This is a genomic window from Methanogenium cariaci JCM 10550, from assembly GCF_001315945.1.
Classification (GTDB): domain Archaea; phylum Halobacteriota; class Methanomicrobia; order Methanomicrobiales; family Methanomicrobiaceae; genus Methanogenium; species Methanogenium cariaci.
Genome location: NZ_BBBG01000032.1, coordinates 1 through 12,839, shown reverse-complemented (window position 1 = coordinate 12,839; position 12,839 = coordinate 1). Strand labels below are relative to the sequence as shown.

Below are 12,839 nucleotides of genomic sequence, written 5' to 3'. Positions count from 1 at the left end.
TTATAGAGAGCGGGATTCCCGCTTTTCATATTTCTATTGTTTCACCGGGTGAGAGAATTTGTACCCGGATATCGGTGGTCCGTTCCAGCATTTTCTTAAAACGGTCTGCGTCCTGCTCTATGGGCGGGAAGGTATTGTAATGCATCGGGATGACTGTCCCGGCACCCACAAATTCCGCGGCCATCAGTGCCTCGTCGGGCCCCCCCATCGTAAACCTCCCGCCAATGGGCAGTATGGCAATATCCGGGTGATAGAGTTCACGAATCAGGTTCATATCGGAAAACAGTCCGGTGTCCCCCCCGGCATGATAGATGACATGACCATCCATCCGTATCACAAACCCGGCAGCCACCCCCCCTCCATAAAAACCATGCTCTTCTGATGCTTCCAGCCAGGATGAATGGAGCGCAGGCGTCATCGTAAACCGAACACCCTCTACCTCAATTGTCCCCCCCCGATATTCATGCCTTCAGCAGTCATCCCCCCCTTACTCTGCAGCCACCGTGCAATCTCGTTTACCGCCACAACCGGTGCAGAAGAAAATGACAGGGTATCTCCAAAATGGTCCCCCCCATGTCCATGCGTAACGGCAACGATATCCACATCCTCGGGAACCTTTCCTTCGGGGACAAACGGGTCTATAACAACTCTCTTTGAGCCGTCAAGCACAAAGCATGAATGACCAAACCATGTTATCTTCATGGTATAGTGGTTATTCAGACCGTATATAAAAAAATTGAGATGGGATATATCTCAGCTGATATCAGCCAGTTCCGCTTCCGTGATGTCTATTGCTTCTGCAAGTCCGTCATTATTGAGTCCGCCGGTCATCGATTCGGTCAGGTCACGATCCTCCATCACATCACGAATCCGTTCCAGATAAGGATCTAAGGTAGGGTCGCGCTCCTGCTCAATCACATGCCGGTACTCGCGCAGGGTTGAAGGACTGATACCCAGTTCTTCACTGATCTCCTTCATCGTCTTGCCCGAGTCAAGCAGTTCTTCCATACGGGCCCGTTCAAACGGCATCTTGAAATCCAGTTCACGGAATAACTTCAGCCGGACACGGGCACGGGCAACGGTCTTTGAGAGCTTCTCATCGTCAAGCACACGGGCAATTTCGGTATCATTCTTGCCGTCATAGTATGCACAGACAAGCTGGGCAAGCTGACGGGGGGGAGGAAGTTTCGTCTTGAAATGGCCCTTGTCCAGAATCTCCCGCATGATCAGAGCAACCTCGCGTTCAATGGCTTCCTTGTCACGGAGGGTACCGTGAATCTTTCTCATCGGTTCAACAATGGTAGTCTTGTTGGTAATGTCTGTGAAAAGGTCAAGAAGCTCCTTTTTGCGCAGGTTCATTCTTTCCTTTTTCTTACTCTTGCTTTCCCGCATACGCAATCACCGGAATCTGCTTTATAATGTGTATGATACCATATAAGGCTTTTCTTCTGTGCAATACAAAATAGAGTGCTCGTTAAAATATATTTTATAATCACGCGTAGAATATAGAGGACAGCAGTGATCCAGAATGGGCGATATCTACGATAATGTAATGGAACTTGCAAAAAGACGCGGGTTTGTATGGCCGTCTTCAGAGTGTTATGGGGCCGTAGCCGGATTCATTGATTATGGTCCCCCCCTTGGGGGGGCAATGCTGAAACGGAAGATCGAAAATATCTGGCGTGACTTTTATATCATACGCGAGGGTTACTATGAGATCGAAGCACCGACCGTTGGCGTTGAATCGATTTATGTTGCCTCCGGCCACGTCAAGGGATTTGCGGATAAGATGTTCCAGTGCCCTTCCTGCAGGGAGTATCACCGGGCAGATCACATCGCCGAAGAGCATGGCACCACCAATGCAGATACCTTAAGTCCAAAAGCACTCGCAGAAATAATTAACGGGCTACCCTGCCCGTCATGCGGTGAAATAATCGAAAACGCGGATGTCTTCTACTTCAACCTGATGTTTCAGACCACCATCGGTCCGGGTTCGCAGCGAACAGGTTACCTGCGTCCGGAAACCGCACAGGGAATATTTACGGATTTCAATCGGCTGTCACGGTTTTACCGGGAGAAATTACCCTTTGGTGCCGTCCAGATAGGCAAATCCTACCGGAATGAAATATCTCCCGACAGGGCATGATCCGCCTTCGTGAATTTACCCAGCAGAAGCGGAGATCTTCATTCACCCGGAGCACAAGGATCATCCTGATTTCAGCCGGTATGCAGACTACACCATTCCCCTGTGGGGGGGACAGACCCAGCAGATGCAGGACATCAAACCCATCACCGTCTCCATGCGTGAAGCGGTTGATTCAGGGCTTGTTGCAAATGAATATGTGGCCTACTACATTGCACTGACTCATGAATTTTTGACACAGGTAGGGGGGGTCAATGGAGATAAACTGCGTTTCCGGCAGCACCTTCCGACAGAATGTGCTCATTATGCTCTGGACTGCTGGGATGCAGAAATATTTTCAGAGCGCTTTGGCTGGGTTGAAGCAGTAGGTATTGCCGACCGTACGGATTATGACCTGAAGGCCCATGCCACAGGGAGCGGGGACAGTTTCACGGTCTTTATCCCGTATGATACCGTCCACCACGAAAACCGGAGGACAATTGTGCCCGATATGGGCGCACTGGGACACACTACCGGGGGGGAAAGGCAAAGGCAGTCGCAGATGCACTGAAAGAGTCTGCACCAGGTCCTGACGGTGCAACCGTTACCGTTGACGGAGATGAACTATTTATCCCGCCAGACCTCTACAAGATTCGGGAAGAGACCGTTGAAGTGCGTGGTGAAGAAGTCATGCCACATGTCGTCGAACCATCCTACGGAATCGACCGTATCATCTACTGCACCCTTGAACATGCATACGAAGAAGAGGATGTGGAAGGAGAGGTGCGGAAGGTTCTCCACCTGAACCCGGCGGTTGCTCCGGTACAGGCGGCAGTATTCCCGTTAATGAACAGGGACGGGCTTGACACTATTGCACAGGCACTCTCGGCCAGTATTCAAAAACACGGCATCCTTGCACAATATGATGACAATGGAGCGATTGGCAGGAGATACCGGCGGCAGGACGAGATCGGCACACCCTACACCATCACCGTTGATTATGATTCACGGGAAGACGATACCGTCACCCTGCGTGAGAGAGACAGCATGCAGCAGGTGCGCCTTCCGATCAGCCTTGTACCTGAAACTCTTTCCCGCCTGATTGAGGGAACCCTGCCGTTCTCAGAAGCGGGCAGTAAGATATGAATTATCTCTCCCACTCTTTTATCAAACCTGAATCCATTGAAAGACGCGAATATCAGCTTTCCATCGCAGCTTCAGCCCTGCAGGAAAATTCCATGGTTGTTTTGCCAACGGGTCTTGGCAAGACCGCCATTGCCTTGATCGTAACCGCCTCGCGCCTGCTGAACGCAGGCGGGAAGGTTGTCATGGTAGCACCAACGAAACCGCTCGTTGAGCAGCATTACCGGTTCTTTTCACAATATCTCCGGGTGAACGGTGCAGAGGAGAACGGGAACAATGCTGATCTGTTTACGATGTTCACCGGTGCAACACCCAGCAAAAAACGGATACAACAGTGGCAGAACGCCACCTGCATCTTTGCAACCCCCCCCAGGTCATAAAAAATGACTGCCTCGCCGGAAGGTATCGCCTCAATGACGTCTCGTTGTTAATTGTGGACGAATGCCACCGGGCGGTCGGGAACTATGCATACGTGTTCATCGCACAGGACTACTTCCGGCAGGCAGAGAATCCGCTTCTCCTTGCGATGACTGCCTCCCCCCCCGGCAGTAACCGGGAGAAGGTCCAGGAAATATGTGAGAACCTGATGGTGGGCAGAGTGGAAAGCCGCACCGACACCGACCCTGACGTTAAACCCTACATCCACGAACGGGAAATTAGTTATCTTTCCGTTCCATTACCCCCAAAACTGGAACAGATCGTCAAAACATTAAACCAGCTTCTTGCCTCCCGCCTCTCCATGCTTTCCGGATTGGGATATACCGTCCCCTCTCCGGAAAAATTATCGATGAGGGCCATGAACGCCATATCGGCACAGGTGCAGGCACACATCAAAGAACGGGAACCTTCCGGATTTACCGGGGCGTCCATTCATGCCGAGTGCATGAAACTCCGCCACGCCATATCCCTTGCCGAAACACAGGGGGGGAGTGAACCGCTCAGACACTACCTTTTCAAACTTCTGGCGGAAGCAGCCGATCCCAAGGCGTCAAAGGCCAGTATCCGTCTTTCACAGGATCCGGAGTTCCAGGAATTGGCATATCAGGCCCAGAGATGGCAGGAAGAACTGCTGCAAAAGCCGGAATATATTGTAAAAATCGTGCAAGAGCAGATTACAGCATTCCCGGACAGCAGGATCATCGTCTTTGCAACGTTCCGCGACACGGTCAACCTGATCGTGAAAAAACTCACCGATGCAGGCATTGAGAGCCACCGCTTTGTCGGGCAGTCAACCCGTGACACCGAAAAGGGGGGGCTATCGCAAAAAGAGCAGCTGGCAACCCTCGCCCGATTCCGGGAAGGGGGGGCGTTTAAAGTGCTGGTCTCAACGTCCGTCGGTGAAGAGGGGGGGCTGGATGTGCCCTCCACCGACCTGGTGATATTCTACGAGACCGTGCCGTCAGAGATCCGCAGCATTCAGCGAAAAGGCAGAACCGGGAGGCATGGTGCGGGCAACATCATTGTGCTTGTCACCAAGGGAACCGCTGATGAAACCTACCGCTGGATCAGCCATTCACGCGAAAAATCCATGCAGAAAGGCATCTCTTCACTGAAAAAAGTGCCCTACAGCAGTCCTTATGTCCCGGCAGAAAAAAACAGCAGATGAGCATCAATGATTTTGGTTGCGAACCGGAGAGGAAGATCCATGCGGATGAGTACAAACCGGAAAAAACGATCATCGCCGATGACCGGGAGACCTCATCTGCCGTGGTGGAATGGCTCCATAAAAACGAGAGCATTTCCCTTGAAATCACCCGGCTTGAATACGGGGACTATGCCATCGGAAACCGGATGCTCGTGGAAAGAAAGACGGCACGGGACTTTGTTGACACGCTCGTAGAACGCGATCTGCTGGGACAACTGAAGCGGATGGCAGATGCCTGTGAACATCCGGTGCTGATCATCGAAGGGACCGACATCTATGCCCAGCGAAACATCGCACCCAATGCCATACGTGGTGCCCTTGCTGCCATCAGCGTCCAGTTTGGCGTATCGGTATTCATGGTGACAGGGCCTGAGGAGACGGCTGAAATGCTCTACGTGCTCATGAACCGGGAACAGGGAGAGCCATCGGGCCGCCCGTCAATGCACCATCATAAGTCATACCATTCAGAACGAGAACAGCTGGAATATGTCCTTTCCGCGTTTCCGGGCATTGGTCCCCCCCATCAGGCCCGCAGTCTGCTTGAACACTTTGGCACACTCTCCGCAGTAATTTCGGCATCAGAGGAGGAACTCAGAAGCGTTGAGGGAATCGGCCAAAAAATATCGGGAGTGATTCACTCCCTCTCCCATAAAAAATATTAATCAATAATCTGACGATTTTTTGAGTCCCTGCAGGGCATCAGTTCCTGCGCGCACGGCATCCATATACAGTTTCGCGTCTTCAGACCGTGACGCGTCCATTGCTTTTTTACACAGCGCACAGATGGCATTTTCCAAAGATTCCGTAACCGACTCTGATAATGGTGAAATTTTTGCCTGAACCTGAGATTTGGGCGCCTCCGATTTTTCCGGCAGATCCTGCGTATTATCTTCTGAAACCCCCCCGGTTTACCTATTTCCTTACAGACAACACAACACTGTTTCCCTTCGATCTCAAACAATGGAGCACCACAGTCATCACATGTCACAGAAAGCATTCTCCCTCCGGTCAGCAGATATGAGGCCATGACTTCATCTTCAGTTTTCATCTGTTTTCTCCGGTTTCTCAAATATCTTATATATGCTATTACAAAAATGTATACTGCGAAGGTGGAATTATGGCTGACCCAGAAGTAACAATCAAAAACTGTGTAATGATGCTGCAACAGATGATGGAAGATAATACGATACCCCCCCGCAACATCAGAAGAGTCGCAGATGATACCCGTAAAGTGCTTACGAAAGAATCCGAACCACTCGGGCTGCGTGCAGCAACGGCAATATCTATTATTGATGAAATCAGTAATGATCCGAATATGCCGTCCATGCCCGTACACGCATATGGGAACTGGTCTCCCAGTTAGAGACAATACCACTGGACTAAACAAATATTCATTTTGTTTTTTGCACGACATGTTTATGCTGTGTATCTCTTCCCGGCAACGGGATTTCAGGTACCAGTATATAATTAACACAGACTATTCCGTTCCGTTTCCATCCCCCTGATCCGGTCATACAGGCATACCCCTTCCGGGCTGCATGTCCACCTGAAAATCCCCCCCGCACAATGCCGTGGGGGGGCATCTTTTTTCATAATCCCCCCCGGTCATCAGACGAAGGAGAAGGACATATATTCCTGTCCGGCGTAGGCACCACTATATGACATCTGTAGACATGCAGCATGGACGAAACCTGCTTTGCCTCCTCATCGCGATATATGTTATCATAGGATTTGCAATGGCAGGGCCCCCCCCGACAATTCTCATCACATCGTCCCCCAGCGGGGGGGCAGGGGGGGTGTATATCGGAGGGACTTACAAGGGCGATACCCCTCTCGACCTGACCGGACGCTACTCCCCCGGAACCTATTCCATTGAGATTCAAAAAGACGGATATGTCTCATGGCTGGGTTCAATGGTGGTCAAAGAGAGTGAAACCACATCAATCTCTGCGACCCTGACACCCTACAAAGGAAATGCGGACATTTCATCCACACCTGCCGGAGCAACCATCTACCTCGATGGGAATTATGCCGGCATCGCCCCCCGGGTCATCACTGACATTCCGACAGGCATACACACCATATCATTAAAACAGGATGGATATTATGACTGGAACAGCGAGATTGAAATCTTTGCCAGAAAAACGGTTACCATCAGTGCACGGATGGAGATACGCGACGCTCCATATGACGGTTCGATCAATATCCAGTCCACACCATCGAATGCCGAAGTATACATCAATGATGAATTTAAAGGCCATACTCCTCTGATTATCCGGGAACTGGGTCCTAGCAATTACCACATCAACCTGAAACTGGCAGGATACCAAGACTGGGACGTGAGTGTTGATGTCAGTGAGAATGAACAGGAAAAAATAAGCGCAAACCTGTATCCTTCCACCCGCACGGCATCAGAGACGGCTACACCAACATCCCCCCCATCATCCCGATAATAAGCACAGGAGTTGCTGGTCTGGCACTCTACTGCACTCAGAAAAAATAATTAATTAATTTTCATTCATATTTTCAGATTCGTTTTCAGCTTCACCGTCTGTTTCGACACCAGCCTCGGCTTCGACCCCCCCGGTTTCAATTTCCTCAGGTTCGGGTTTAACAATCGTAAACCCAACCAGACTGTCACCATCATCGAGTTTCATAACTCTGACACCACGCGTCCCGCGTTTCTGAATGGAAATCTCTGATGCCGGTGTCCGCATCACAATACCTGAACTGCTCATCAGGAGGATTTCATCATCATCCGATACCGCTTTTGAAGAAATAACGCCTGCTAAGCAATCGGTCTGAATATTCCTGACACCCATGGTGGCACGGCCATGCCCCATAAATTCATCAAATTCAGTTCTTTTGCCATATCCCCGCTGGGTAATCGTCAGCAGATGGTCCTTCTCGATGACCGCCATATCCTGCAGCATATCACCATAGCGGAGTTTGATGCCGATGACACCCAGTGCATTTCGGTGGCGCACGGCACAGTCTCGATATTAAACCGGAGACTCTGCGAACCGGGTGGTAAGGATCAGATCACTGATTGCATCAATGCTCTTTACATGGACGAGTTCATCGGTCTCGCGGAGCGTGATGGCGTTGATTCCGTTGGCACGGGGGGGACGGGAGAATTCTGCCTGCGGAATCTTGACAACCATGCCGTCCTTTGTCACAAAGAGGAAGAACTTGTCATCACTAAACTCTGAAACAGGGATGATCGCCGTAACCCGTTCTTCATTGAGATTCAGGAGATTGACAATCGCCTTCCCCCGGCCGGTGCGGCTTGCTTCCGGAATATCATATACCTTCAGCCAGTAGACCCTGCCGGCAGAGGTGAAACAGAGCAGATAATCATGGGTGCTGGCAGTGAATACCGTACGCACAACGTCATCTTCCTTTGTTGCCATACCGATAATGCCCCGCCCTCCCCGGTGCTGACCACGATAGGTCTCAAGGGGCATTGACTTGATATAATTGTCCCCGGTCAGGGAAACGACCATATCCCGCTTTTCAATGAGATCCTCTTTATCGATATCACCCTCAAACGGAGCGATCCTGGTTCTTCGGTCATTGCCGTATTTCTCCCCAAGAACGGTAATTTCTTCCCGGATCACAGCAAGAATGTTCTTCTCATTCGCAAGAATGGTGGAATATCCTTCAATCTCGCGGGCCAGGATGTCCTTCTCATCAGATATTTTCTGGTGTTCAAGGGCGGCGAGGCGGCGAAGCTGCATCTTTAGAATGGCATCCGCCTGGACTGCATCAAGACCAAACTGTTCAACCAGTGCGGTGGAGGCCTCCTCACTGGTCTTTGAGGCACGAATGGTTGCAATGACCTCATCAATCCTGTCGAGAGCCAGCAATAACCCTTTCAGAATATGCTGGCGTTCTTCTGCCCGTTTCAGGTCGAATTCAGTACGTCGCCGCACCACTTCCCGCCGGTGCCGGATATATTCGTGAATGATGGAATGCAGACCCAGTACTTTCGGCTGAACATCAACGATTGCCAGATTAATAATGCCAAAGGTCGTCTCAAGCGAGGTATGTTTATACAGCTGGTTCAGAACAGTGAGTGGCTGGGACGCCCGTTTCAGTTCAATGACAACCCGTATACCGTCCTTATCCGATTCATCGCGGATATCGGTGATTCCATCGATCTTTTTCTCACGGACAAGGGCTGCCATCTGCTCAATCATACGGGACTTGTTTACCTGAAACGGAATCTCAGATATGATGATGCGTGGCTTTTTCCCCTCATCGTCAATCTCTGCGACACCGCGAATACGGACTTTGCCTCTTCCGTCCCGGTAGGCATTTTTGATGCCTGATGTGCCCAGAATAATACCGCCGGTCGGGAAGTCAGGACCCGGCATAATGGTCATCAGATCTTCGGTGGTGATCTCAGGATTATCAATTACCGCCGCAATCGCACGGGAGACCTCTCCCAGATTATGGGGGGGGCATATTAGTGGCCATTCCGACCGCAATTCCGGTGGACCCGTTTACTAAGAGGTTCGGGAATTTTCCCGGAAGGACAGACGGTTCCTGGAGCGATTCATCGAAATTGGGAATGAAGTCCACCGTCTCTTTTTTGATGTCCTCCAGGAGCTCCTCTGCCACCGGGTCGAGGCGTGCCTCGGTGTAACGCATGGCAGCTGCCGAGTCCCCCCCGTCAATGGAACCGAAGTTACCCTGCCCCCTCTACCAGCGTATGCCGGTATGAAAACGGCTGGGCCATCTTCACGACGGTGTCATAGATGGAAGCGTCACCATGCGGGTGATACTTACCCATGACATCTCCAACCACACGTGCACTCTTTTTGAACGGTTTATCGTGGGTATTCCCCATTTCCCCCCCCATCGCAAAGAGGGAACGGCGGTGCACAGGCTTGAGACCATCACGAACATCAGGAATGGCACGACCGATGATCACACTCATTGCATAATCAATATACGAGGATTTCATCTCCTCTTCAATATTGACCGGAATAATGCGGCCTCTCTCATCAGATGTCAAGGTTTGTCACCTCCTTTGCATGACGCCGGATAAAATCACGGCGGGCGGGAACATCATCGCCCATGAGCTTTTCAAATATCGCGTTTGCATAACTCGCATCTTCAATATGAACCTGTTTTAGGACACGGGAGGCAGGTGCCATCGTAGTGTCCCATAACTGCTGGGCGTTCATTTCACCCAGACCCTTGTAGCGCTGGATGTGGGTACCTTTCTCTCCCAGTTCCTTTGCATACTCACGCATCTCCTCTTCACTATATGCATAATACTCCTTTTTCCCTCGTGCAACACGATACAGCGGTGGCTGCGCGATATAGACATATCCATTTTCGATCAGTGCCGGCATGTAGCGGTAGAAGAATGTCAAAAGAAGCGTACAGATATGGGCCCCCCCATCAACATCCGCATCGGTCATGAGGATGATGTGGTGGTAGCGGCTGCGCTCGATATCAAATGTTTCCGCAATACCGGTTCCTATGGCGGAAATCAAGGTCTGAATCTCGACATTCTTCAGAATCTTATGCGGGTTTGCCTTCTCGACATTCAGGATCTTACCTTTTAAGGGGGAGGATTGCCTGGAACTTACGATCCCTCCCCCCCTGTTTTGCCGAGCCACCTGCCGAATCTCCCTCGACAATATATATCTCACTCTTTGACGGGTCACGCTCGGAACAGTCCGCCAGTTTTCCCGGCAGACCGGATCCTTCAAGGGTACTCTTTCTGCGGGCAAGTTCACGCGCTCTTTTTGCTGCATCACGGGCTTTTGCGGCACTCTTGGCCTTTTCAATAATAACCTGAATGACCTTCGGGTTTTCTTCGAAGTAGGTTGAAAGGGCCTGATACACCAGTGAATCCACAATGCCCTTGACATTCGAGTTCCCCCCCAGTTTCATCTTGGTCTGGCCTTCAAACTGCGGCTCGGCAATCTTTATTGCAATCACCGCATTGAGACCTTCCCGGACATCCTCTCCCCCCCGCAGAGGGACAGAGATATCTTTCAGCAGATTGTTATTCCGTGCGACGGTGTTTATCGTCCGGGTGAGAGCACTCCGGAATCCCTCGAGATGGGTACCTCCCTCACGGGTGTTGACGCTGTTGACAAAGGTCAGCACGGTTTCAGAATACGCGCTGGTATACTGCAGGCCCACTTCAACCTGCACCTTGTTTGGCAGATCCTCTGATTCCAGATAGATGACATCCCGGTGAATCGCTTCCTTCTCACCGATAATATAGGTCACAAATTCACTGATACCCCCCCCTCATAGTGGAAGGTATCGGAATCCCCCCCGGTTCGTTCGTCAACGATGGTGATCGAGATACCCTTATTCAGGAATGCCAGTTCCCGCATCCGGTAACTCAGTTTGTCATAATCGAAGTCAATGGTTTCAAAGATTGTCGGATCCGGTTTGAAACAGATGATGGTACCCCGCTTATGCTCATCTTTTTCCTGATCGCACCCAGTAAGCGGCATGGTGACATGCCCGGAATGAAAAGCAATGGAATGAACTTTCCCATTGCGAAATACCGTGGCCGACAACTCAGTTGAAAGTGCATTGACAACAGATACCCCCCCCACCCCCCCGTGAAGACCACCGGACACCTGGTATGTTGACTTGTCAAATTTACCCCCCCCGCATGGAGCACCGTTAACACCACCTCAAGAGCACTCTTCTTGTATTTTGGCATCATATCAACGGGAATGCCCCCCCTCCCGTTGTCTTCAACAATACAGGAACCGTCTTCAGTCAGGGTAACCGTAATGGTATCACAGAACCCCCCCCGAGTGCTTCATCGATAGCATTGTCTACCACCTCATAGACGAGATGGTGCAGTCCCCCCCGTTCATTCGTACTGCCGATGTACATCGCAGGACGTTTTCTGACGGCTTCCAGTCCTTCAAGAACAGTGATATTGCTACCTGTGTATCCGTTTTTTTCAACCATTCAGAATACTCCGGAATGTTGCCGTTAATTCAGACAAATCAGTCATTTTTTTCATAAATACCACTACAATCTCCACTCCGACAAAATAAAAAATGCCAATGAAATTAACTAATATATTATTGGTTTTTTCAGCTTTTAATGGTTGCTGACTCTTTGTTTCTCTCCCTCAGTCATACTTCCCGACCTGAGGATCCGGAATGCCAAGATTTCGGTCAATTGCAACCACCAGTCTCCGGAGAACGCGTATCACCGATTCTGCATCCTCTTTATCCATGGTACCGTCCTGATGCCACATGATTTTTTTCCGGAGCATCGTCATCAGTTCTTCAATTTCTGTTCCCCCCCGAAACTGTTCTGGCACCTGCATCCCGGTCATATGATCCTTACGCCCGGCCAGGCCTGTTCCGGAGGAAGGGCAAAATGCTTTGAAATCAACATGAGATTGGTAATAAAACCCCCCCGTCCAAACTGGCTTTCCATACCAGTTACTCATCATCAGACATGAAAAAATGTTGGTGGGGCCTCTCTCCTATCGCCTGCCGCCAAAAAGCAGCTCCCGGATTTCTGCTTTTGCAACCCGGCTTGCCACCCGGAAGAATGTCGGATTTCTCAGTAACCGGAGCACCAGTTCGGTTGGCCGGTCCATATCACCATATTCAACAATCATCCGTTTCATCTCCGGTGTGTTCAGGGTCCGGCAGATATCATTGACATCCTTTGGGGTAATCGTTGATCTCATCCTGAGAAACCGGTATCCAAAATCCAGTTCTTTCCCAAAATCAGCATTCCAGAGAGATCCATATGACGACAGGGAGGCATCATCAAATCGTTCCTCTTCACAACAGACCGCGGCCACATCCGCTGCATGTCGTGAAGACCGTACGCCGGTATATACGCCCCCCCCGGATGTAGGTTTTGCAAATCCTGCTGCATCACCAACAAACAGTGTCCGGGCACCATAGGTCC

Annotated in this window: 6 protein-coding genes and 7 pseudogenes; 6 read left to right on the top strand and 7 right to left on the bottom strand. The window is 50.7% G+C overall.

From position 1 onward, the window contains the following. Positions 1-25: 25 nt before the first annotated feature. Together JCM10550_RS15895 and JCM10550_RS15890 are read right to left on the bottom strand one after the other, a co-directional pair. Positions 26-702, bottom strand: a pseudogene (locus JCM10550_RS15895) (metal-dependent hydrolase). Positions 703-753: 51 nt separating this feature from the next. Next, positions 754-1,392, bottom strand: coding sequence for a response regulator receiver protein (locus JCM10550_RS15890; RefSeq protein ID WP_245619394.1), 639 nt, complete (start codon positions 1,390-1,392; stop codon positions 754-756). A 136-nt stretch (positions 1,393-1,528) separates the two neighbouring features. On the opposite strand from JCM10550_RS15890, the pseudogene glyS reads away from it, so the two are divergent. From glyS to JCM10550_RS23865, 4 genes and pseudogenes are all read left to right on the top strand, one after another. Further along, positions 1,529-3,268 (top strand): annotated as a pseudogene (glyS, locus tag JCM10550_RS15885) (glycine--tRNA ligase). Continuing rightward, the gene (locus tag JCM10550_RS23875) at positions 3,265-3,645 is read left to right on the top strand and encodes a DEAD/DEAH box helicase (RefSeq protein WP_245619392.1); all 381 of its coding nucleotides are present in this window, start codon (positions 3,265-3,267) and stop codon (positions 3,643-3,645) included. The pseudogene glyS and the gene JCM10550_RS23875 overlap by 4 nt, the downstream one beginning before the upstream one ends. Next, entirely contained in the window at positions 3,600-4,871 is a 1,272-nt protein-coding gene (locus JCM10550_RS23870) for a helicase-related protein (RefSeq protein WP_245619390.1), read from the top strand. Before JCM10550_RS23875 ends, JCM10550_RS23870 begins: the two co-directional genes overlap by 46 nt. Then, positions 4,868-5,572, top strand: coding sequence for an ERCC4 domain-containing protein (locus JCM10550_RS23865; protein WP_083475578.1), 705 nt, complete (start codon positions 4,868-4,870; stop codon positions 5,570-5,572). The genes JCM10550_RS23870 and JCM10550_RS23865 overlap by 4 nt, the downstream gene beginning before the upstream one ends. Here the strand turns inward: JCM10550_RS23865 and JCM10550_RS17690 are convergent. Next, a complete protein-coding gene (locus JCM10550_RS17690; protein ID WP_281175444.1) occupies positions 5,569-5,937 on the bottom strand; it encodes an autoantigen p27 domain-containing protein in 369 nt (122 codons plus the stop codon). The genes JCM10550_RS23865 and JCM10550_RS17690 overlap by 4 nt on opposite strands. Before the next feature lie 90 nt (positions 5,938-6,027). On the opposite strand from JCM10550_RS17690, the pseudogene JCM10550_RS15870 reads away from it, so the two are divergent. Both JCM10550_RS15870 and JCM10550_RS15860 read left to right on the top strand, forming a co-directional pair. Continuing rightward, positions 6,028-6,293 (top strand): annotated as a pseudogene (locus tag JCM10550_RS15870) (UPF0147 family protein). A 275-nt stretch (positions 6,294-6,568) separates the two neighbouring features. Beyond that, on the top strand, positions 6,569-7,363 hold the full coding sequence (locus tag JCM10550_RS15860) for a PEGA domain-containing protein (protein ID WP_062400563.1): 795 nt from the start codon (positions 6,569-6,571) through the stop codon (positions 7,361-7,363). 54 nt (positions 7,364-7,417) lie between these two features. On the opposite strand, the pseudogene gyrA reads toward JCM10550_RS15860, so the two are convergent. The 4 pseudogenes from gyrA to JCM10550_RS19940 form a co-directional block, all read right to left on the bottom strand. After that, positions 7,418-9,933: pseudogene (gene gyrA, locus JCM10550_RS15855) on the bottom strand (DNA gyrase subunit A). Continuing rightward, positions 9,923-11,873 (bottom strand): annotated as a pseudogene (gyrB, locus tag JCM10550_RS15850) (DNA topoisomerase (ATP-hydrolyzing) subunit B). Before gyrB ends, gyrA begins: the two co-directional pseudogenes overlap by 11 nt. A gap of 166 nt (positions 11,874-12,039) precedes the next feature. Continuing rightward, a pseudogene (locus tag JCM10550_RS15845) lies at positions 12,040-12,353 on the bottom strand (hypothetical protein). Between the two features lie 49 nt (positions 12,354-12,402). Continuing rightward, positions 12,403-12,839 (bottom strand): annotated as a pseudogene (locus JCM10550_RS19940) (NAD(P)/FAD-dependent oxidoreductase); the annotation flags it as partial.